The organism is Streptomyces sp. NPDC051109 (assembly GCF_044455885.1).
Lineage (GTDB): Bacteria > Actinomycetota > Actinomycetes > Streptomycetales > Streptomycetaceae > Streptomyces.
The window spans coordinates 83,965-104,660 of sequence record NZ_JBITFF010000009.1 but is presented as its reverse complement, the minus strand read 5'-3'; the positions used below and the strand labels follow the sequence as shown (position 1 = coordinate 104,660).

Below are 20,696 nucleotides of genomic sequence, written 5' to 3'. Positions count from 1 at the left end.
CCTCGGACCCGGTTCCGGCCGTGGGCTGCGGCTGGGCGTTCCGCAGTGCCGCGTGGCTGGCCGACGCGACCGCCGAGCCTTTGGCCCAGGGCCGGGACCTGCACCGCGCGCTGCGCGACTACCGCCGGGCACACAGGTTCATCGACACGTACGACGCCCTGGGCCGGCGGGAAGCACTCGCCCGGCCACCCAGCTGGCTCCAGCGGGCGATCCGCGCGGCAGCCGTGTCCGAACCGGACATCTCCCGTCGGCTCGCGGCGTTCGCGATGCGGGCAGCGCCCCCCTCGGTACTGCTGAACCCCAAGGTCATGATCCGGGCCGCGGTCGGATCCCGGGCGCCCGGCCCGTGGGGACGGCGCCCGGCGGCTGCTCCCGATCCTTCCGGCCGAGCATGACGGGTTCCTTCACGAGGCCCGGGAGCGCGGCGTACGCGATGATGGGACGGAGAAGCCCGTGCCACGGCCGCTCGCAGCATGATCCTCGCGAGCTCCCTGGAGGTCCTGATGCTGACCACCCCTGTATGCCGCCTTCTCGGTATCGATGCCCCGATCGTCTGCGCGCCCTTCGGCCCCTGGGACGAGGTCGATCTCGCGGCGGCAGTGTGCGGAGCCGGCGGCCTCGGCGGCCTCGGCACGGCGGTGCGGCCCCTCCCGGAACTGAGGGAGCAGTGGGCTCGGCTGCGGCGGCTGACGGACCGGCCGTTCGCGATCAATCACACGAGCCGCCCCTTCGACGAGGAAGCGTTCCAGGCCACGATCGAGGAGCGCCCGGCAGCGATCTCCTTCCACCTGGCGGTGCCGCCCGGCCTGATCGCCCGGGCGCACGATGCCGGCATCCTCTGGATCCAGCAGGTCTCCAGCCGGCGGCAGGCCGACGAGGCTCTGCGGGCCGGAGCGGATGTGATCGTCGCGCAGGGCGGCGAGGCCGGCGGGCAGGGCGGGGATGTCGGCACGATGGTGATGGTCCCCGATGTCGTCGACATGGCGGGTGAGGTACCCGTCCTCGCGGCCGGCGGGATCGCCGACGGCCGTGGCCTGGCCGCGGCGCTGGCACTGGGGGCGCAGGGGGTGTTGATGGGGACGCGCTTCCTCGCGTCGCAGGAGATGAGCGTGTCGCAGGGGTGGAAGAGCCGGATCGTGGAGTCCGCCGCGTCGGACGCGGTGAAGGCCGTGGGCAGTGAGCGGATCCTGCCGCCGTTCAACCTCCCCGGCAGTGCCGGGGTGCCGCGCTGCCTTCGCACCCCCTTGGTGGACGCGCTGCGCGAGCACCCTGAACAGGTGGACCCCGCGGAGATCGTGCCTCGCGTGATGGCCGCGATCCGGGCCGGCGGTGGCGAGGAGTACCTCCCCTTGACCGGCCAGTCGACTGCCCTCGTTCAGGAGATCCTGCCCGCCGGCGAGATCGTCCGCCGGACCGTAAGGGAAGCCGAGGCGGCGCTGGCGGCAGCGGCCCGCGCCATCGGCCCAAGGCCATGACGGCCCTCAGCCCCGGAGACGTGGAAGCGCTGACCGCGCTCGACGCCACCGCCCAGGCGCAGCTCGTCCGTACCGGAGAAGCCACCGCCGAGGACCTCGTCACGGCGGCCGTCACCCGCATCGAAGCCCTCGACCCGCAGCTCAACGCCGTCGTCACGCAGGTGTTCGAGCAGGCCCTGGAACGGGTCGGGGCCGGTCTCCCGGACGGCCCGTTCACCGGGGTCCCCTACCTGCTCAAGGACCTCATCACCGAGCAGGAGGGCGTGCCCTTCCACGAGGGATCGGTCTTCCTGCGCGACCACGTCTCCCCGCACGACCAGGAGCTCGTACGAAGGCTGCGCGCCGCCGGGCTCGTCATCCTCGGCAAGACCAGCACACCGGAGTTCGGCATGAGCCCGACCTGCGAGTCCGTCCTCTACGGGCCGACCCGCAATCCGTGGGACCGCAGTCGGACCACCGGCGGCTCCAGCGGGGGATCCGCGGCCGCCGTCGCGGCCCGGATGGTCCCCGCGGCTCACGGCAACGACGTCGGCGGCTCCATCCGGTTCCCCGCCTCCTGCTGCGGGCTGTTCGGCCTCAAACCCAACCGGGCCCGGGTGCCGCTCGGCGCCGCCTACGGCGACGCCTTCGGCGGCTGGGCCTGCGAACACGCCCTGACCCGCTCCGTACGGGATTCCGCCGCACTCCTGGACGCCGTCGCCGGGCCCGAGGCGGGCGACCCCTACCCGGCCCCCCAGACGCCGGGGCCGTTCGCCGACGAGGTCCACCACGAACCGGGGCGACTACGCATCGCGTTCAGCAGGCGCCCGGCGGACGGCCACCGCGTGCACGCCGACTGTCTCGCGGCCCTGGACGACGCCCTCGGGCTCCTCGCCGGACTGGGCCACGAACTCGTCGAAGCCGACCTGCCAGGCCTCACCCCGGACGTCGGCGACGCCATCGGCGCCGTCTACGGCGCCGGCCTGTCCTGGATCCTCGCCTACTGGATCCGCGAACTCGGCCGCGAACCCCGCCCCGACGAGCTCGAACCCCTCACCCGGGCGTACTGGGAACACGGCCTGCGCCTCACCGGCGGCGACTACCTCCTCGCCGTCACCACACTCCAGCACTTCGCCCGCACCGCCGCCCGGTTCCTCAGCCGCTTCGACACCTGGCTCACTCCGACCCTGGCGCAACCACCGCTCCTCCTGGGCGAGATGACCTCCACGGAGGACGAACCACTGCGCGCCGCCGAGCGGAGCGCTCCCTTCGTCGCGTTCCCCGCCGTCGTCGCCAACATCACCGGCGGCCCCGCCATGTCCGTACCCCTGTACTGGTCCGGCAGCGGCCTGCCCATCGGCGTCCACTTCCTCGGCCGTGCCGGCGACGAGGCGACCCTCCTGCGCCTCGCAGCCCAGCTTGAACGCGCCCGCCCCTGGGCCGACCGCCGCCCGGACCGGCCCACCGCGCCCACGTGGCACGATCCGGCCGCCGGGGCGAGCCTGGAGGGAGGTGGCTCCCCGTAACCCCAGGGAATGGAGACGGCCATGACCGCGACGACGCGGGATGACACACCGGTCGTGATCGAAGGCGGAGGCGTCGAACTCCGTACGCAAGCAATCGGAGAGGACCTGTCCGTGGCCTTCGTCCGGTTCCCGCAGGGCGCCGATATGAGGCCGGCCCTGACCGGCCTGCCTGACGGCCTTTGCGCCTGCCCTCACTGGGGCTACATGCTCAAAGGGAGGCTGAAGATGGTGACGAAGGACGGGGAGGAGACCTACGAAGCGGGCCAGGCCTTCTACTGGCCGCCCGGGCACGCCCCCGTGGCACTCGAGGACTGCGAATACGTGGACTTCTCACCCATCGAAGCCTTCACCACCGTCATCGACCACATCAAGGCACAGGGCTGACCCGACCCCGCTCATGCTCCACACCAGCCCCGTAGGACTGTCTCCACGGGCCGCCCCCGTGCGACCGCGACCTCGCCACACGCACTGACGCAGCCACACGGGCGCCCGGCCTACGGCCCCCCCGAGAGGCAGACCAGCCGGTGCCCCACCAGAATCCGGCCCGTCCACCGCCGACGGAGCCGGCGAGGGGGCTATGGCCTGACTTCAGAAACGGCAGCCTCATCGCATCGCCGCGTACGAACGGGACCCGGGAATCCGTGACGTACTGCCGGGCGTACCGGACGTAGCCGTCCGACGGCTCGACTCCCACCACCCGCCGGGGACGGGCCACGTCCAGGACCGCCCGCGTGACGGCACCCGTCCCGCAACCGATGTCCCGCCAGTCACTGCCCTCCGCAACGCCCAGCCGGCGGACGCACTCCACCGCCACCTGCCGGCTCCACCGCCCGATGTACGGCTCGTACGCTTCCCCTTCGCCCCACACCGGCGTTCACCCTCATCCCGGACGGCCAGGGCCCGGCGGGCCCGACACCTACCGCCTCGAACCAGCATGCCCGGGACCCCACCCGCTCGCAGCTCGGCCGCGAGCACCAGTCAAGACGAGAGCAAATGCGGGCCGCACGTCCGCCGCGGCCGGATCCGCCCCCCGCCTCAGCAGGGACGGATGTCACCCCAGCCGAAGAGGTTCCTCGCATGCGGAGGGCCAGGGCGGCGCCGGGGCGGTTGCCGGAATCCTCCACGGCCCCGACGAACAGCTCCCACATCTCCCCTTCGAGCGGGAACCCGGACGCGGGTACCGGTGAGATGCCGACGATCGAGCGGACCCGCGAGGCCGCCCTCCTCGGAGTGCGAGCGGTGGCCTCGTAGTAGTCGCGGACCAGGCGGTGTTGGCCTCGTTGTCGCGGGGTTCCGGCCACATGCCAGCGACGACGGTGGCGAAGGAGGCATCCCAGTAGGCGAAGGCCGTCGCCTCCGGGGCGAACCGGTGGCAGGCGCCGTTGATCGGGTAGATGTGGACCGTCGAGTTCACGGCGGGCAGGCGCGGGCCGTGCACCAGGTGCGCCTCGATCGCGGCGTCGCTCAGCTCCGTCACGAAGTTGGCCTTCCAGTAGTGCTGGAGACCGCGGCACGAGCGCGTCGAAGGTGCTGTTGAGCGCGGGATACGGCATGACGCCGACGTGTTCCGCGACCACCGGGGCGAGGTCGTGGAAGGGTTGCAGCGCCCGCTCGCTCTCCTCCGGCGGCCCCGCCCAGCACGACACGATCAGTGTGAAGGGCTCGCCGCGCCGGCCTCGGGGATGAACGGCAGCATCGGGGCGATCTGGAAGGCCGGGAAGCCGCCGAGCTGCTCCGGCGCGTCGGCGATGAAGGCCCGGAAGGAGCACAGGACCATGTCGGCGCTGTCCAGCTCGAAGCGGATCGGCCCGCCGTAGATGTCCTTGACGGGCTGAGCCGGAATTCGAGGGGGATCACCTCGCCGAAATTGCCACCGCCGCCGCGCAGTGCCCAGAAGAGGTCCTCGTGCTCCTGCTCGCTCGCCACGACGAGCCCACCATCTGCCGTCACCACTTCGGCCGAGACCAGGTTGCGGCGACGGTACCTGGTGCGACCAGAGCGGTCGGCCTGCCTGCAAGCAGGGCAGCCATTCAGCACTCTCATCGTCGCGCCCCAGGAATGGCGAGCGGGGCAAGTAGCCGCACCGCATGAGCAAGCCACCGAAGCAAGACGTTGATCGGCCCTCTATGAAACGGACGGCAGCGGCTCTATGTTCGTCATCTCAACGCTGAGGGGGGAGTGGATGGACCCTGACGACGTGATGATCGACGCCCTGGCGGACAAGATCCTTGGGGGCAAGGTCGGAGGTGCCCTCCACCTTCCATTCCGGTGGAAGCAGAAGAATGCACCGCGCCGGCTGTCCGCCCCTATTCACGTCGAGGCAAACACTCCGGTCTGGACCGACCTCTCCTGCCGCCTCGAGCTCCGCTTCCGCATAGGCCTCGACAAGCCGTGGGAGTACAGCCTGATGCTCCTCCATCCCGGAAGTGGCACGATCCTGCGCCGCCTCGACGTACGGGGAACACACCTAGACCGTGAAACGGGCGAGCACTTCATCAACCGCACGCACAAACACAAGTGGAGCGAGCGGCGGGGCAACAGGGACGTCTACGCCCCAGATGACATCCGCCATGGGCCAGATCCGATCGCCGATGCGACCCTCACCTCTATGGACGAAGAGTACGACCGCGTGGTGAGGGACTTCGTCCAGGAATGCAAGATGGACATCGCCACGGGCTACGTTTGGGTTCCGCCCGCGCCGCCCATGCCGCCCCCGACGCTAGAGGGATTCGAGGAATATCCATGAGCGCCTCCCCCCTCGATCCGCGCCTCACCGAGGACTTGCGCTGCTGGCACATCGCACCGGCAGGTCGCCTTGGAACCGTCGCGCTCACCGGACGCTCATACTTCGCTGACGGAGACGGCGTTACCGTCCTTCTGCGCGTATCCGGAGACGACGCCTTGGCCAGCGACGGAGGCACCATGGTGACCCGCCTGGCCGATGCAGGAGTCGACGTCTGGGGGCCTACCCGGGCAGCGACGGCCTGGACCGAGACTCTCAATGCGTTCCGCCTCAGCGAAGTTGACGGACGGATCGTGGGCCGCCGACCTCTGGAACAGGCGGCGACGCTCGTCTCGGACCTCAGCAGCGCCATGCTGACCACCGACGGCCTGCGATGGCTCGCGGCTCCTGAGCGGGACAGCAAACTCGTTCGGCAGCTCTACGCGTACCTAGACGATGCCCGCATCGCCTACGACCGGCGCCCCACTGTGGAGCTCCCCCGCGGCGCCAAGGTACGCCCCACCGCGCGCATCAACCTCCCCAAGCGAACGGTCCTGGTACAGGCCGTCGGCGGCTCGGAGCAGGGACTGGAACACGCACTATCGCTCGTGCAACGCATCGAACGCGCGGACTATGCCTTCGATCAGCGCCTCGTCTTGCTGAAGGGCAACCCCCAGACGTGGCCCGCCGACCACCTTGATCTCCTGGCGGACCACACACCAGTCGGGTTCTCCGACCGCATGGACGCGGTCACCCGATTCCTCAAAGAGGGCACTCCGCTGGAACGTCCAGTCCCCTCAGAGCCGTAAACCGCGTCTCCGCTGGTCAACGGCTCGCGGCTGCCGTTCACCATGAGACGAAGAATCTGCCGGTGGTCTCCGGGGCCGCAGTCCTTGGCGCGGTATCAAGGGAAACCGGCTGGTCAGACGCTCGTGAGAGGCGTGGTGGTCGCGTGTGGTCGCAGGCTGGAGGTACCCACTTCCCTCCGCCTCCCGGAGGCGATGACCATGCGTATCAGCGTCGGCCGCGGCCGTGTCTACCGCCGCCGTGGCTGCAGAGACAACCATCGCCATCAGCCCGGCACACACTGCCCCCACCTGGTCGCCGACAGCGAGCACGGCACCTGGAGCTTCGCCGTCGATGTCCCCGCCCCGGACCACCGCCGCACCACGGTGCGCCGGGGCGGCTTCCTCAGCCAGGATGCGGCCGAGCAGGCCCTGAGCCGCTTCCTCGAGGGCGAGGCCGGCGGATACAACGCGGACCCGAACCAGACGGTCACCGCCTACCTGGGGGCCTGGCTGGAAGCGAAGGCCCTGGTACTGAAGCCGACCACCATGGCCCGGTACCGCGACTATGTCCGCAACGACCTCATCCCGGCCTTCGGCACCCTCAAGCTCGACCAGCTTGCTCACCGACACATCTCGGCCTTCACCACCTGCCAGCTCGCCGCCGGCCGCGGCGAGACCACCCTCTACCGGTGCCTGGCCACCCTCTCCAGCGCCCTCGGCGACTCCGTGCGCCAACACCGTCTGGCCCACAACCCGGCCCGTCCCCCGGTCCTGCGCCGTCCTCCGTCGCCGGAGCGTCGCATCTGGACGGCGGAGGAAGCCGCCCGCTTCCTCGCCCACTGCCACCACGCCGACCCCGAGATGGCCGACCTGTTCGAGTTCCTCATCGGCACCGGCCTACGCAAGGGCGAAGCCCTCGGCCTCCACTGGGACGACGTCCACCTCGACCAGGGCGTCTTCTACGTCCGCTGCACCCTCTTAGCCATCGACAACAACCACCTCGTCATCACCACACCGAAGACCCGATCCAGCCGCGGCTGGGTCGCCATCTCACCCCGCGTCGCCACCGCCCTCCGGCATCACGCCAAGACGATGCCCCGAACACGCGGCGACCCTGACGATCCGTTCGCCGGACTCGTCTTCTGCCAGCCCGACGGCCGTCCTCTCGGACCACAGCGGGTTCTGGACCGACTGCACCGGCTCTCCGCCGAAGCGGGCGTCCCCAGGATCACGGTCCACGACCTGCGGCACCTGGCCGCCACCATCACCATCACCGCCGGCGTTCCCCTGACCGTGGTCTCCAAAACGCTGCGGCACTCCACCCTGTCGACGACCGCCAACATCTACAGCCACCTCACCCAGCAAGCAGCCCGCGAAGCCGTCGACACCATCGACCGCACCCTCACCGGAGCCGAGAAGGCCGGCGCCGACACCAGCCGCCCGGCGTGGCTGCGACCACCACGCGACCACATCCAACGGCTCCGCGAAGCCCTCCGCCGGCTCCGCTCCCCCGTGCCGCTGGCCTTCAGCGCCACGGCCTCCCGGCCGCAGACTGGACGTGCGACCACACTGCGACCACCATGGCCCCGGACACACGAAAGGCCGCCCTCTCACGGATGAGAGAACGGCCTCCGACCAGCTAAAAGCATGGTCGGGACGACAGGATTTGAACCTGCGACCCCTTGACCCCCAGCCCAAGGGGCGCCACCTGGCCCTGGAATCCGCCCGCCGCCACAGCCCGCCACCAGGGGGAAGACGCTCGGGATCAGCGTGCCGCTCTTGCCTCGGCTCGGCCTGGCAGGTCGCGGATGACCTCACGCCTCGCCAGGAGCCGTGCCAGTCACGGCCCTCGGGCCTACCGGGCTCCCCGGCCGCAAGGTTCTCTACCTGCCTGGTCAGGGCTTCCGGGTCAACGGGCACGCGGTGTGCACGCTCGTCGTCGAGCTGCCGTGCAATGTCGTGCAGCCGGTGAGCTGCGCGAGGGAGTCGCGGGTCCGAGTTCGTGGTGTACAGCTGCGCCTGACGCAGGAACCATGGGCCCACCTGGCTCCCACCACGCCTCACCGCCCGATACGCCGCAGACCGCGGCGAGCCTTCAGCAGCATGTCGAGGGCGCGGTGCGCCGCTTTGCGGCGGTCCGGGTGGCGCGACCAGATGGTCAGGAAGGACGACGCCGGCGTACAGGAGCGCGAAGACGACCAGGCCAAGGGTTCGACGAGGGTTGAGAAGCCTGTGGTCTAAAGAGCCCCCTCACCAGCGCATGCTCCGACACCTTCCCGGCCAGGGCCCGGACGTCCACTTGGTTTCGAAGAACCAGCACTCAGCCCACACGTCACGACGTGAGACGGGCCCCCGCTACCGGCGAGGGATACAACAGCCAGCCCTCCCACCACGAGAAGGGCACGAAACCCCGGCGAACAGGATGTACAACAAGCGGCAGACTGGGGCCCATGGACTCAGGACTCGCCGCACTGCTGGGCGCCGCCGTCGGTTCCGCCGCCACCCTCGGAGCCGCAATCGTGAACGGCCGTGCTCAGGCACGGTCCCAGCACGCCCAATAGAGCCGCCAGCATCGCCGCGACGCATACGCCGGCTACCTCAGCGCTCTCCACGACCGCGACATCGCCATGGACGCCGTCCTCGACTCGCTGCGTTCAGACCCACCCGGCCTGCCCGACATCGACGAGAAGATGGGCCGCTTCATCACCCTGGCCCGCGAGGTCCACCGTGCCGGCGAAGTCGTCATCCTGGAAGGGCCTGCATCCCTCGCGGAAGTCGCGGAGCGTGTTACCAACGCCTCCAGCGACCTCTCACACGTCATGCGACGGATGGCCGAGAACGCCCGCGCGGGGAACACCACCCGCAAGGCCGAAGACACCGCCCTTGCCGCCGAACGAGAGCGAACCCTCTACCAAGCAGTCAAGGACTTCCGCCTCGCGGCCCGCAGCACAATTGGCAAGCCCAACTGAACCAAGGACTCTCGACCCTCACGCCCTCCACTGGACCTCACGCGACGGCGACCCGACGCACACCGCCGTTCGGTGCGACGAGGAGCGAGACGAGGAAGGCCACGGCGATGACCAGGGCGATGGTGCCGCCCGCTGCCAGGTTCCACCGCGTGGACAGTTCCAGGCCGAGCGCGCAGGAGCCGGTGCCGGTGCCCACCGAGATGAGGATCGTCGTACGGATGCGGTCGGTCCACAGGCGGGCGGTGGCGGCGGGGCCGACGATCAGGGCCATGGCCAGCATGACGCCGACGGCCGGGGCGGTGACGACGATCACCGCTTCGACCAGGAGCAGCATCAGCAGGTCGAGGGCGGCCACCGGGTAGCCGGCCGCGCGCTGCCCCTCGGGGTCGAACGCCCCGTACAGCAACTCCTTGTGCAGCACGCCGAGGACCAGGAGCACTACGGCGCCCACGCATGCCGTGGTGGCCAGGTCCTGGCCGGTGACGGTGACGATCGAGCCGGTCATGAAGGCTTCGAGGTTTCTGTTGAAGCCGTTGGTGGCGGAGAGCAGGGCCACGCCGAGGGCGAAGCCGGTGGCCAGGACGATGCCGGTCGCGGTGGTGGCACCTTGCGCTTGGTGGTCGCGTCGGCGGGACAGGGCGAGGACGCACAGGCAGACGAGCAGGCCCATGGCGGCGCCGCCGAGGTAGATGTCGATGCCCAGTACGGCGGCCAGGACGACGCCGGGGAAGGTCGCGTGGGTCATGGCCATCGCGAAGAAGCTCATCCGGCGCAGGACCACGTGCAGCCCGATCGCCCCGCACAGGGCGCCCACCATGGCCGCCTCCAAGAGAGCCCTGTGGGTGTAGGAGTCGAGCCAGCTCATGCGCGTCGGGCCCTTCGCAGGAGTGCGGCTCCGGCGAGCAGAGCCGCGTAAGCGGTGGTCATCAGCAGGACGATGGCGGGTCCGGCCGCCAGTTGGAGGCCGTGGAAGACGGATGCCTGGTAGCTCGCCGCGAGGCCGAGCCAGCCGCAGAGCCCGCCGAAGGTCGCTCCGACGGCGGCGATCACGGGGATGCGGTGCGACAGGACGCGGCCGAAGGCGGCAGGGGTGATGACCAGTGCGATGACCAGCACCGTCCCCACCGACCGGACGGCTGCGACCACCACCAGTGCGATGACGACGTTCAGGGCCAGGTCCAGGAGCCCAATACGGTAGCCCATGGCCCGGGCTCCCTCCGGGTCGAAGGCGCGCAGCGCCAGGTGGGGGCCGAGGACCGCCAGCGCGGCGAGGCAGCCGACGGCAACCAGCGCGCTCTGCACCACCTCCGTCCAGGTCACCGTCAGGACCTGGCCGAAGAGGAAGGCCGTCAGGTCGTGCCGGTAGCCGTGCTGCCGGGAGACCATGACCACTCCGAGACCGAAGAAGGCCGTGAGGAGGACGGTCAGGGCCGAGTCCTCGCTGATGCGCGGGGCCCGGGTGAGCAGTGTCAGGAGTACGGCGGTGATCAGTCCGGCGGTCAGCGCGCCCCAGAAGACCCCGTCCGCCGCTCCGGCGGCGAAGCCGACCACGACGCCGGGGAAGACGGTGTGGGTGAGTGCGTCGGCGACGTAGGCGAGGCGGCGTACGAGGACGAACACGCCCACCACTCCGCCCAGGACGCCCAGGATCACCAGCTCGGTCAGTGCCCGCGCCATGTACGGCACGTGGAACGGCTCCACCAGGAGAGCCCCCACCCCGCTCACGCCCCGGCCACGATCGCGGAGCCGTCCACCTCGAAGGCGTGCGACCCGTAGCAGCACCGCAGGTTGTCTGCGGTGAGGGTCTGCTCCAGCGGGCCGAAGGCGAATTGCCGCCCGTTGAGGAGGCACACCTGCTCGCACAGGTCGCGCGCGACCGTCAGGTCGTGGGTGGAGACCAGGACGGCGGCGCCGCCCGAGAGCAGTTCGCGCAGCGCGCCCAGCAGGGCATCCCGGCTGACCGCGTCCACGCCGTTGAACGGCTCGTCCAGCAGCAGTACATCGGCCTGCTGGGCGATGGCGCGGGCCAGCAGGACGCGCTGCCGCTGCCCGCCCGAGAGGGTGCCGAAGCGGTCGTTGGCCCGGTCGGCGAGGCCTACGAGCTCCAGCGCGTCAGCGGCGACGGCCCGGTCCCGCCGGCCGGGCCGGCGCAGCCAGCCGACGGCCCGATAGCGGCCCATGAGGACCACCTGGCCCACGGTGACGGGGAATTCGGGGTCGAGGGTGTCAGCCTGGGGAACGTAGGCGGTACGGGAGCGGGCGGCGGCCGGGCGCTGTCCGTACACGGAGACCGCCCCGGAGCCCACCCGTACCAGGCCGAGTGCGGACTTGATGAGGGTGGACTTGCCGGCGCCGTTGGGGCCGATGAGCGCGACGGCCTGGCCGGGGAGGACGGTGCCGTGCACGTCGTCGAGCACGGTGGTGGAGCCGTAGCACAGGCAGGCGTGGTCGAATGCGATCGCCGGCAGCGGGCCGGGACCGGCTTCCGTACGCGGTGAGGGCAGGGTGAGGGCGCTCACTTCAGGGCGTCCACGATGGTCTTGGTGTTGAACGCCTCGCTCTTGAGGTAGCTGTCGCCGGCGGAGCCCTCGGGCCCGAGCGAGTCCCCGTACAGCGAGCCGTCGCCCGCGACGACCTTCACTCCGGCCTCGTCGGCGATGGTCTGCGCGGTCTTGGGCGGCAGCGAGGACTCGCCGAAGACGGCCTTCACCTTCTCGTCCTTGATCTTCTTCACCAGGTTGTCCAGCTGGGTGCCGGACAGCTCCGCCTGGTCGCTGAAGTCGGGGATGACCGAGCCGACGAAGGTGAGGTGGTAGCGGTCGATGTAGTAGCCGAAGGCGTCGTGGTTGGTGACGAGCTTGCGGCCGTCCTCCGGGAGGGAGTTGATCTGGCGCTCGATGTCCTTGTCGAGGGCGTCGAGCTTTGCCGCGTAGTCCGTGAAGCGCTGCTCGTAGTCGGCCGTGTGGGCCGGGTCGGCCTTGGCCAGGGCCTTCTCGATGGCGGCGCACATGGTCTTGGCGTTCTGCGGGTTGTGCCAGATGTGCGGGTCGTCGGCTGGCTTGCCGGTTTCCTCGTCTTCGCCGTGGCGGAGCGTGACGTCCGCGCTGGTGTCGACGGTCTGCCCGTGGAAGGCGGAGGTCTGGACCGTCTTGGCGAGCCACGCGTCTTCGAGACCGACACCGTTCTTGACCAGCAGTTCGGCCTGGCCTATCGCCTGGATGGCGGCGGGGGTGGGCTCGTACTCGTGGGGCGAGGCGTTGGGCTTCACCAGCTGGGTGACCGCGACACGGTCGCCGCCGATGGTGCGGACGAAGTCTGCGACCTGTGTGGTGGTGGCGACGACCTTCAGCTTGCCGCCCTCGCCGGGGGCGCCGCTGTCGGCCGCTGAGCCGGAGCCGCAGGCAGTTACCGGCGCGAGGGCTATGGCGACGGAGGCGAGCCCGACGGCGCCGCGCTTGGGGTGATGCATGGGTCCTCCAGGGGTGGGCTTGGGCACTGCACGAGCCCGCATCTTATCGACATGAAAATCGTGTTCATTTAGAGTACTGTCTGGAATCGCCCGCCCCGCACCCACCCAGGAGATCGCCATGGCCGTTCCCAAGCGGAAGATGTCCCGCAGCAACACCCGTCACCGCCGCGCCCAGTGGAAGGCGACCACCCCGACGCTGGTGCCCTTCACCGTGGACGGCTCCGTCTACCTCGTGCCGCAGCGGCTGCTGAAGGCCTACGAGCGCGGTCTGCTGCGGCCCGAGGGCTGACCGACGTGACGCACAACCGACTGCCCGTCACCGTCTTGTCCGGCTTCCTGGGCGCGGGCAAGACCACCCTGCTCAACCACATCCTGAGCAACCGCGAGGGCCTGCGCGTCGCGGTCATCGTCAACGACATGAGCGAGATCAACATCGACGCCACACTGGTGCGCGGCGGTGAGGCTGCCCTGTCGCGCACCGAGGAACGTCTGGTCGAGATGACCAACGGGTGCATCTGCTGCACCTTGCGCGATGACCTGCTGGAAGAAGTCGACCGCCTCGCCCGCGAGGGCCGCTTCGACTATCTGCTCATCGAGTCGAGCGGCATCTCCGAGCCCATGCCGGTCGCGGCCACCTTCGCGTTCCCGCGCGATGACGGCGCCACCCTGGGCGATCTCACCCGGCTCGACACCATGGTCACCGTGGTCGACGCGAAGAACTTCCTGCCGGAACTCACCGGCGGGGACGGCCTCGCCGAGCGCGGGCTCGACCAGTACGAGGACGACGAGCGCACGGTCAGCGACCTGCTGATGGACCAGATCGAGTTCGCCGACGTCATCGTGCTCAACAAGCTCGACCTCGTCGGCAAGCGGAGCGCCGACCGGCTGTGGGCCGCCCTCACCCGCCTCAACCCCTCCGCCAGGATCGTTTCCGCCACCCGCGGGCGCGTCGAACTGCGCGAAGTCCTGGGCACCGGACTGTTCGACCTGGAGCGAGCCCAGCAGGCCCCGGGCTGGGTCATGGAGCTCAACGGCGACCACGTCCCGGAGACCGAGGAGTACGGGATCTCGTCCACCGTCTTCCGCTCCGAACTGCCGTTCCATCCGGGCCGACTGTGGACCTTCGTCACCAAGGGCCTCGACAGCGGAACCTACGGACAAGTCCTGCGCTCCAAGGGCTTCTTCTGGCTTGCCAGCCGCCCGCACATCACCGGCCTGTGGTCACAGGCCGGCGCCGTGGCCCGCTTCGAGCCCTCCGGCGCCCGCGACGCGGACGCCCCCCAGGGCCAGGAACTGGTCTTCATCGGTACTGGACTTCGCGCCGAATCCCTCCATGCGGCCCTGGGCGCCTGCCTGATGGCGGATGGGGAATCCCTCCCGCCGGGCGATCCGTTCCCGGCCTGGGACACCTACGGCATCGACGACGCCTGCGAGCACGAGCGCCTGGAACCGGTGCTGCAGCAGGCATGAAGACTCCGGGCTGGGCAGTGGTCGCAGCCACGGCACTGCCCAGCCCGGTATCGGTCCCACAATGCCCGCCCAGCTTCGCGCTGGGCGGGCATTGTCATCGCAAGCCCAGCGACGGCCGAGGAGCGGATCGGGGTGCAGCGGCGGCAGGCGGGCGAGGCGGTGGCGTGCGGGCCCACATCCCGCCGGAGATGTGGGCCCGTGCGCGCACCAGGTACGCAGGCGCTACCAGGAGGACTTGGTGACTCCGGGCAGGAGGCCGGCGTGTGCCTGCTCGCGCATCCGGACGCGGGAGAGACCGAACTTCCGGAGGTGGCCTCGAGGGCGGCCGTCGACGGCGTCCCGGTTACGGACCCGGGTCGCGCTGGCGTCGCGGGGCTGCTTGCGCAGCTCCGCCATGGCCGCGCGGCGCTCGGCCTCCGTCGAGTGCGGGCGTCGCAGGACCTCCTTCAGCTCGGCGCGCCGGGCCGCGTACCGCTCGACGGTCGCCTTGCGGTTCTCGTTCTGCGCGATCTTGCTCTTCTTCGCCATCAGACCCTCACCCCTCGGGCGCGGATCCGGGCCACCGCCGCCTCGACGCCGATCACGTCGACGGTCTTGATCGCCTTCGCGCTCAGGGTCAGGCGGACGTGGCGCCCTTCGCTCGCCAGCCAGTAGCGCTTGCGCTGGATGTTGGGGTCGAAGCGGCGGGAGGTGCGCCGGTGCGAGTGGGAGATGTTGTTGCCGAAGCCGGGCTGGGCGCCGGTCAGTTGGCAGTGGGCGGACATGGCGTGTTGCCTGCCTCTCTCTGAACGGGAAGGCTATTGGAAACGATTTCCATTCCCGTATAGTAGCGGCATGGCACGCAACGAAGTACGCCCGGTCATCAAGCTCCGCTCCACCGCGGGGACCGGCTTCACCTACGTCACCCGCAAGAACCGCCGGAACGACCCGGACCGCATGGTGCTGCGCAAGTTCGACCCGGTGGTGCGCCGGCACGTCGACTTCCGCGAAGAGCGCTGACCAAGACCCGACAACCGAGAGAGCCATCCCATGAAGCCCGGAATCCACCCCGCCTACGGCCCCGTCGTCTTCCGCGACAAGGCCGCCGACTTCGCCTTCCTCACCCGCTCCACCGCCACCAGCGAGAAGACGGTGGAGTGGGAGGACGGCAACACCTACCCCGTGATCGACGTGGAGATCTCCTCGCGGAGCCACCCCTTCTACACCGGCACCGCCCGCGTCCTGGACACCGCCGGCCGCGTCGAGCGCTTCGAGCGCCGCTACGGGAGCAAGCCGTGACCCTGCCCGTCGTCCTCGTCGGCGGGCTCCACGCCGACGCCCGCAGAGAGGTCGTGGATCGGCTGCTGCGCACCGTGCCCGGAAGCGTCGCCCTCCACCACGACCTGGCCACCGCACCGGCCGGCACGGTGCAGCGCCTGGTACGCGACGCCTCCGGCGAGCTGTCCCGCGGCGAGGCACCCCTCGTCAACGACTGCGCCTGCTGCGCCCTGCGCGAGGACCTGGTCCCCGAGCTGGAACGGCTGGCCGACAGCGGGATGACACGGCTGGCCGTCGTCGAGCTCTGGGACTCCGTCGAGCCCAAGGCGATGGCCGAGGTCGTCGTCGCACACGGTGGAGACGTACTCGACCTCACCGGCGTCATCACCGCGGTCGACCCCGCACTCGTACTGCCGTACCTCGTCAACGGAGACGACCTGGCAGAGGTGGGCCTCGCCGCGGCCGCCTCCGACCAGCGAACGGTCGGAGACACCTGGGCGCGGCAGCTCGAGTACGCCCCCGTACTCGCACTCGTCGATAGCGAAGACGCCGACGACGAGGACCGCGCCCTCCTCGCCCAGCTCCATCCGACCGCCCGCCGGGTCCCGGCCGGATCCGGAGAGCTCGCCCAGCTGGCCTTCGCTGGCTTCGACCTGGAAACAGCGGCCGCCGCCCAGCACCCGGCCTGCGCCCTGCTGCCCCAGGAGGCCGACGAGGCCGGAGTGACCACCTTCGTCTGGCACCGCCGCCGCCCCTTCCACCCCGAGCGCCTCTACCAGGCGCTGGAAGACCTCTGCTGCGCCGCGGCCCGCAGCCGCGGCCGGTTCTGGCTCGCCGACCGACCCGACACCCTGCTGGCCTGGGACGCCGCGGGCGGCGCCCTGTGCGTGGAGAACGCCGGCCCCTGGCTGGCGTCCCTACCGGACGCCGCCTGGGAAATGGTGCCGCCGATGCGCAGGGCGGCAGCCTCGCTCGACTGGCATCCCGAACACGGCGACTGCTGCCAGCACCTCGTCTTCACCTCACCCGGCCTCGACCGGCACGGCCTCGAACGGCTCCTCGAGTCCTGCCTGCTCACCGACGCCGAATACGCGGCGGGACGGGAGGCATGGAAGAGCCTCCCGGCCGCCTTCGACTCCCTCCTCGACCCCGTCTCCTGACGACACGACAACCCCAAGGAACCCTCATGGCCCGCCGCCAAGCCCCCCACAAGCCGCTGAAGTCCCGCCCCAACCCGCTGGACGCCGCGAAGATCACCTACATCGACTACAAGGACACCGACCTGCTGCGGAAGTTCATCTCCGACCGCGGCAAGATCCGCAGCCGCCGCGTCACTCGCGTCACCGCCCAGCAGCAGAGCCGCCTCGCCCAGGCGATCAAGAACGCCCGCGAGATGGCCTTGCTGCCGTACAGCAGCAGCCGGTAGTCCACCGAACCGATCCGCGCGAGAGGTGTCAGGGGTGGCGTGCGTCGGACGCCGCCTCGGCCTGGTCCCACACCGACAGGAATGACAGCCTCAAACAGCCTGCGAGTGCCGGGTGTTCGATGAACAGCGCTGTGGTTGCCCGGGTGTCGGCCATCGGGTCGGGCATGTCGCACAGGACCAGCGAGGCGTCGGCGATGATCAGCTTCAACGGGAGCTCCCGAGTGAAGCGGGCCTCCTCGCCGGCCTCGCCGAACCGGCGCACGTTCTCCAGCACCCCCCCGTCGCCGAGGGCATCGTGGGCGTAGACGGCGCGGGCCGATCCCCCGGCGCGGCGAAGCCTGCGGACAGCCTCGATGCCTTCGTCGTTGGCCGCGGGGGCGACGAAGGGCGGCTTGCAGAAGCTCAGCAGCTCGTGCGTGGCCTGCTCCTGGATACTCGCGAACCGTTCGGCGATCGCCTTGGGGTCGCGCAGCACCTCGATGTAGTCGAGCGGATCCGTATGCGTCTGCCCGGCCGACCAGACCGGAGTCAGCGCCGTCGCCAGCACGGCCGCCGCCTGGTCCAGCCTTTCCAGTGACTCCCGCTGAAGGGCCATCAGCCGGGCTAGCGCCAACTCGGGGGACACGGCGGAGAAGGCGGCCACCCGCCCCGGACGCGGGATGGCGAGACGCCGCCGCACCAGCGCCTCGAGAACGTCGTACACGCGCTGGCGGGGGACGTCCGCGGCGCGCGCCACTTCCGCCGCAGTGTACGACTCCCGCCTCACCAGGGTGAGGTAGACCCGCGCCTCGTAGCGGGAAAGGCCCAGCGCAACAAGGTTGTTGACCGCACTGTCGTCCAACTCCATGGCAGCACACGGTATACCCGTAGATCACTGACCGAAAGCAATCCTTTGCCCTTCGCGGGTATCCCCTTGGGCCTGCTTCTCACTACGTTCTGCGGTGGCCACCACTGAACGTGGTGGCAGTCACTCAGATCAATGAACCCGTGCCACGCGTAGCCCCGCGGCGTTCCTCCCCATCGATATGTCATGGACCTGGCATGTCCTGGAGGCCAATCCCACGCCGCGGGGATCCGACCCCCCATGGAGGGCAGTTCATTGCAATCGAGTCCCACCAGCCGCGCCAGAAGCCTGACGCGCCGCGCCGCGACCGCCGTGCTCTCGACGGCGGCCGTGATATCCGGCGGCTTACTCGCCGTCGCCTCACCGTCCGCTGCCTCGACGGCGCCCGCCACGCCCGCCGCCTCCGCCGCGCACACCCAGCGGCTCTGCTCGGAGCCGACGAAACCCGGCTTCATGGCCTGCCACGCGCTGGCCCGTACCGACCTCAAGCAGCAGCTCAGCCTCGCGCCCAACCTGCTCCCGTCCGGCTACGGACCCACCGACCTGCAGAGCGCGTACGCCCTGTCGGCCTCGGCCGGCGCCGGCGCGACGGTCGCCATCATCGACGCCTACGACGACCCGAACGCCGAGGCCGACCTGGCGACATACCGCTCCCAGTACGGCCTCCCGGCCTGTACCACCGCCAACGGCTGCTTCAGGAAGGTCGACCAGAACGGCGGCACCAACTACCCCAAGGCGGACTCCGGCTGGGCGGGCGAGATCTCCCTCGACGTGGACATGGTCAGCGCCGTCTGCCCGCAGTGCCACATCCTGCTCGTCGAGGCGAACCAGCCGTCCATGGCCGACCTGGGCGCCGCCGTCAACCGCGCCGTGACCATGGGGGCCAAGTACGTCTCCAACAGCTACGGCGGCGGCGAGGACTCCACCGACCCGAGCTCCGACGCCTCGTACTTCAACCACCCCGGCGTCGCGATCACCGTCAGCTCCGGCGACAGCGGCTACGGAGTCGAGTACCCGGCGGCCTCCCAGTACGTCACCTCCGTCGGCGGCACCTCGCTGACCCGGGCCGGCGGCACCACGCGCGGCTGGTCCGAATCCGTCTGGGGCACCAGCTCCGGCGGCAACGGCGCGGGCTCCGGCTGCTCCTCCTACACCACCAAGCCGTCCTGGCAGACCGACAGCGGCTGCGCCAAGCGCACCGTCTCCGACGTCTCCGCGGTCGCCGACCCGGCCACCGGCCTCGCCGTCTACGACAGCTACCAGGCCAGCGGCTGGAACGTCTACGGCGGCACCAGCGCCTCCGCGCCGATCATCGCCGCCGTCTACGCCCTCGCCGGAACCCCGGCCGCGGGCAGCTACCCGTCCTCGTACCCGTACGCCCACACCTCCTCACTCAACGACGTGACCAGCGGCGCCAACGGCTCCTGCGGCAGCAGCTACCTCTGCACCGCCAAGTCCGGCTACGACGGCCCGACCGGCCTCGGCACCCCCAACGGCACCGCCGCCTTCACGGGCGGCTCCACCGGCGGGAACACCGTCACGGTGACCAACCCCGGCAGCCGGAGCACCACCGTCGACACCGCCGCCTCCCTGCAGATCCAGGCCACCGACTCCGCCAGCGGCCAGACCCTCACCTACAGCGCCACCGGACTCCCGCCGGGCCTGTCCATAAACACCTCGACCGGGCTGATCAGCGGTACGCCGACCACCGCGGGCACCTACAACGTGACGGTTACCGCCAAGGACACCACCAACGCCGTCGGCAGCGCCTCCTTCACCTGGGCCGTCAGCCCGACCGGCGGCGGCTGCGTCCCCGGGCAGCGCCTGGGGAACGCGGGCTTCGAAACCGGCAGCGCCAGCCCCTGGACCGCCACCACCGGCGTGGTCGACAACGGCAGCGGCGAGGCCGCGCACTCCGGCTCCTGGAAGGCATGGCTCAACGGCTACGGCTCCACGCACACCGACTCTCTTTCCCAGTCGGTGACGCTCCCGGCCGGCTGCCACGCCACCCTCAGCTACTACCTGCACATCGACACCGCGGAGACGACCACCGCCACCGCCTACGACAAGCTGACGGTGACGGCCAACTCCACCACCCTGGCGAGCTACTCCAACCTCAACAAGAACACCGGCTACGTCCAGAAGACCTTCGACCTGTCCTCGTTCGCGGGGCAGACGGTGACCATCAAGTTCACCGGCACCGAGGACTCCAGCCTGCAGACCTCCTTCGTGATCGACGACACCGCGGTCAACGTCAGCTGACCCGAAGATGAAGAAGGGCGGGCCCGGACCGCAGGCATCGGTCCGGGCCCGCCCGGCTGTGCGGCCGCCCGCCCGTCCCGGCTCAGCGGACCTCCACGGTGACCTTCCAGGTCATCATCGCGAGGCAGCTCACCGAGCCGGCCGCAGTCGGCTCCGGACAGCTCCGGACGGCGGAGGTCAGGACGGCCGTTCCGGTCGACTCGCCCCGGAAGAGATCGTCCGATTCCCGGGCCAGCGCCGCTCCGGACACGCTCACCGGGCCCGTGGGCCGCCCCTGCAGCGACACCCGGACCGTGCCGTGCCTGTCCAGGCAGATCCGATGGCCGTTGTCCGCTGCGGTGACGGTCACCTCGCCGCCGTCGACGCAGCCGGCCCGGGCCGGTTCGGCGCCGCAACCGGCCGTGAGCAGCAGCGCCGCGAGAACCATTCCCGTCCGTACCCGCATACGCATCCTATGGCCTCCCCGCACCGGAGCATCGGTCGGTCGGCGATGGGACGTAATCCCTACG

General features: G+C 70.4%; 26 protein-coding genes. 16 read left to right on the top strand and 10 right to left on the bottom strand.

The annotated features are described in order from the left end of the window. The first annotated feature begins 20 nt into the window (after positions 1–20). The 4 genes from ACIBAD_RS18710 (at position 21) to ACIBAD_RS18695 (ending at position 3,364) form a co-directional block, all read left to right on the top strand. Positions 21–395, top strand: coding sequence for a hypothetical protein (locus ACIBAD_RS18710; protein WP_398907733.1), 375 nt, complete (start codon positions 21–23; stop codon positions 393–395). A gap of 78 nt (positions 396–473) precedes the next feature. Then, positions 474–1,475 (top strand): NAD(P)H-dependent flavin oxidoreductase, encoded by a 1,002-nt coding sequence (locus ACIBAD_RS18705; RefSeq protein ID WP_398907732.1) that lies wholly within the window; start codon positions 474–476, stop codon positions 1,473–1,475. Then, on the top strand, positions 1,472–2,980 hold the full coding sequence (locus tag ACIBAD_RS18700) for an amidase (RefSeq protein ID WP_398907731.1): 1,509 nt from the start codon (positions 1,472–1,474) through the stop codon (positions 2,978–2,980). The genes ACIBAD_RS18705 and ACIBAD_RS18700 overlap by 4 nt, the downstream gene beginning before the upstream one ends. A 21-nt stretch (positions 2,981–3,001) precedes the next feature. Next, complete coding sequence (locus ACIBAD_RS18695; RefSeq protein ID WP_398907730.1) at positions 3,002–3,364, top strand: hypothetical protein; 363 nt, start codon at positions 3,002–3,004, stop codon at positions 3,362–3,364. On the opposite strand, the gene ACIBAD_RS18690 is transcribed toward ACIBAD_RS18695, so the two are convergent. Continuing rightward, on the bottom strand, positions 3,348–3,788 hold the full coding sequence (locus ACIBAD_RS18690; protein WP_398907860.1) for a class I SAM-dependent methyltransferase: 441 nt from the start codon (positions 3,786–3,788) through the stop codon (positions 3,348–3,350). The two genes, ACIBAD_RS18695 and ACIBAD_RS18690, sit on opposite strands and share 17 nt — an antisense overlap. A 269-nt stretch (positions 3,789–4,057) precedes the next feature. Here ACIBAD_RS18690 and ACIBAD_RS18685 point away from each other — a divergent pair, with 269 nt between their 5' ends. After that, complete coding sequence (locus tag ACIBAD_RS18685; protein ID WP_398907729.1) at positions 4,058–4,231, top strand: hypothetical protein; 174 nt, start codon at positions 4,058–4,060, stop codon at positions 4,229–4,231. Positions 4,232–4,628: 397 nt separating this feature from the next. Here the strand turns inward: ACIBAD_RS18685 and ACIBAD_RS18680 are convergent, their stop codons facing one another. Next, positions 4,629–4,757, bottom strand: a complete 129-nt coding sequence (locus ACIBAD_RS18680; protein WP_393741388.1) for a hypothetical protein — start codon at positions 4,755–4,757, stop codon at positions 4,629–4,631. Between the two features lie 405 nt (positions 4,758–5,162). Between ACIBAD_RS18680 and ACIBAD_RS18675 the strand changes: the two genes are divergently transcribed. From ACIBAD_RS18675 to ACIBAD_RS18660, 4 genes are all read left to right on the top strand, one after another. After that, positions 5,163–5,726, top strand: coding sequence for a hypothetical protein (locus ACIBAD_RS18675; RefSeq protein ID WP_398907728.1), 564 nt, complete (start codon positions 5,163–5,165; stop codon positions 5,724–5,726). Next, positions 5,723–6,511 carry a hypothetical protein gene (locus ACIBAD_RS18670; protein WP_393741392.1) on the top strand — a complete coding sequence of 263 codons (789 nt, stop codon included), beginning with the start codon at positions 5,723–5,725 and terminating at the stop codon, positions 6,509–6,511. Before ACIBAD_RS18675 ends, ACIBAD_RS18670 begins: the two co-directional genes overlap by 4 nt. A 198-nt stretch (positions 6,512–6,709) precedes the next feature. After that, positions 6,710–8,110, top strand: coding sequence for a tyrosine-type recombinase/integrase (locus tag ACIBAD_RS18665; protein ID WP_398907727.1), 1,401 nt, complete (start codon positions 6,710–6,712; stop codon positions 8,108–8,110). 1,007 nt (positions 8,111–9,117) lie between these two features. Further along, on the top strand, positions 9,118–9,459 hold the full coding sequence (locus tag ACIBAD_RS18660) for a hypothetical protein (protein ID WP_398907726.1): 342 nt from the start codon (positions 9,118–9,120) through the stop codon (positions 9,457–9,459). 37 nt (positions 9,460–9,496) lie between these two features. Here the strand turns inward: ACIBAD_RS18660 and ACIBAD_RS18655 are convergent, their stop codons facing one another. The 4 genes from ACIBAD_RS18655 to ACIBAD_RS18640 are packed head-to-tail and all read right to left on the bottom strand — an operon-like array spanning position 9,497 to position 12,928. Further along, positions 9,497–10,324, bottom strand: a complete 828-nt coding sequence (locus tag ACIBAD_RS18655; protein ID WP_398907725.1) for a metal ABC transporter permease — start codon at positions 10,322–10,324, stop codon at positions 9,497–9,499. Continuing rightward, complete coding sequence (locus ACIBAD_RS18650) at positions 10,321–11,184, bottom strand: metal ABC transporter permease (RefSeq protein ID WP_398907724.1); 864 nt, start codon at positions 11,182–11,184, stop codon at positions 10,321–10,323. Before ACIBAD_RS18650 ends, ACIBAD_RS18655 begins: the two co-directional genes overlap by 4 nt. Then, positions 11,181–11,978 (bottom strand): metal ABC transporter ATP-binding protein, encoded by a 798-nt coding sequence (locus ACIBAD_RS18645; RefSeq protein ID WP_398907723.1) that lies wholly within the window; start codon positions 11,976–11,978, stop codon positions 11,181–11,183. Before ACIBAD_RS18645 ends, ACIBAD_RS18650 begins: the two co-directional genes overlap by 4 nt. Then, positions 11,975–12,928 carry a metal ABC transporter substrate-binding protein gene (locus ACIBAD_RS18640; RefSeq protein ID WP_398907722.1) on the bottom strand — a complete coding sequence of 318 codons (954 nt, stop codon included), beginning with the start codon at positions 12,926–12,928 and terminating at the stop codon, positions 11,975–11,977. The genes ACIBAD_RS18645 and ACIBAD_RS18640 overlap by 4 nt, the downstream gene beginning before the upstream one ends. 118 nt (positions 12,929–13,046) lie before the next feature. Here ACIBAD_RS18640 and rpmF point away from each other — a divergent pair, with 118 nt between their 5' ends. Both rpmF and ACIBAD_RS18630 read left to right on the top strand, forming a co-directional pair. Further along, positions 13,047–13,217, top strand: a complete 171-nt coding sequence (gene rpmF / locus ACIBAD_RS18635) for a 50S ribosomal protein L32 (protein ID WP_362810919.1) — start codon at positions 13,047–13,049, stop codon at positions 13,215–13,217. Between the two features lie 5 nt (positions 13,218–13,222). Then, a complete protein-coding gene (locus ACIBAD_RS18630) occupies positions 13,223–14,398 on the top strand; it encodes a GTP-binding protein (RefSeq protein WP_398907721.1) in 1,176 nt (391 codons plus the stop codon). A gap of 222 nt (positions 14,399–14,620) precedes the next feature. Here the strand turns inward: ACIBAD_RS18630 and rpsN are convergent, their stop codons facing one another. Continuing rightward, entirely contained in the window at positions 14,621–14,926 is a 306-nt protein-coding gene (rpsN, locus tag ACIBAD_RS18625; RefSeq protein ID WP_398907720.1) for a 30S ribosomal protein S14, read from the bottom strand. Continuing rightward, on the bottom strand, positions 14,926–15,162 hold the full coding sequence (gene rpmB, locus ACIBAD_RS18620) for a 50S ribosomal protein L28 (protein ID WP_398907719.1): 237 nt from the start codon (positions 15,160–15,162) through the stop codon (positions 14,926–14,928). Before rpmB ends, rpsN begins: the two co-directional genes overlap by 1 nt. A gap of 70 nt (positions 15,163–15,232) precedes the next feature. Between rpmB and rpmG the strand changes: the two genes are divergently transcribed. The 4 genes from rpmG to rpsR are packed head-to-tail and all read left to right on the top strand — an operon-like array spanning position 15,233 to position 17,081. Next, positions 15,233–15,397, top strand: a complete 165-nt coding sequence (rpmG, locus tag ACIBAD_RS18615) for a 50S ribosomal protein L33 (protein WP_079430716.1) — start codon at positions 15,233–15,235, stop codon at positions 15,395–15,397. A gap of 30 nt (positions 15,398–15,427) precedes the next feature. Then, on the top strand, positions 15,428–15,676 hold the full coding sequence (locus ACIBAD_RS18610; protein WP_398907718.1) for a type B 50S ribosomal protein L31: 249 nt from the start codon (positions 15,428–15,430) through the stop codon (positions 15,674–15,676). Next, positions 15,673–16,815 carry a CobW family GTP-binding protein gene (locus ACIBAD_RS18605; RefSeq protein WP_398907717.1) on the top strand — a complete coding sequence of 381 codons (1,143 nt, stop codon included), beginning with the start codon at positions 15,673–15,675 and terminating at the stop codon, positions 16,813–16,815. Before ACIBAD_RS18610 ends, ACIBAD_RS18605 begins: the two co-directional genes overlap by 4 nt. A 26-nt stretch (positions 16,816–16,841) precedes the next feature. Then, positions 16,842–17,081, top strand: a complete 240-nt coding sequence (rpsR, locus tag ACIBAD_RS18600) for a 30S ribosomal protein S18 (RefSeq protein ID WP_398907716.1) — start codon at positions 16,842–16,844, stop codon at positions 17,079–17,081. A 28-nt stretch (positions 17,082–17,109) separates the two neighbouring features. On the opposite strand, the gene ACIBAD_RS18595 is transcribed toward rpsR, so the two are convergent. Beyond that, positions 17,110–17,928 carry a TrmB family transcriptional regulator gene (locus ACIBAD_RS18595; protein WP_398907715.1) on the bottom strand — a complete coding sequence of 273 codons (819 nt, stop codon included), beginning with the start codon at positions 17,926–17,928 and terminating at the stop codon, positions 17,110–17,112. A 237-nt stretch (positions 17,929–18,165) separates the two neighbouring features. Between ACIBAD_RS18595 and ACIBAD_RS18590 the strand changes: the two genes are divergently transcribed. Further along, the gene (locus tag ACIBAD_RS18590) at positions 18,166–20,187 is read left to right on the top strand and encodes a putative Ig domain-containing protein (protein WP_398907714.1); all 2,022 of its coding nucleotides are present in this window, start codon (positions 18,166–18,168) and stop codon (positions 20,185–20,187) included. Between the two features lie 82 nt (positions 20,188–20,269). Here the strand turns inward: ACIBAD_RS18590 and ACIBAD_RS18585 are convergent, their stop codons facing one another. Beyond that, positions 20,270–20,638: a hypothetical protein gene (locus ACIBAD_RS18585; protein ID WP_398907713.1), complete on the bottom strand. Its 369-nt coding sequence runs from the start codon at positions 20,636–20,638 to the stop codon at positions 20,270–20,272. Between the last annotated feature and the right edge of the window lie 58 nt (positions 20,639–20,696).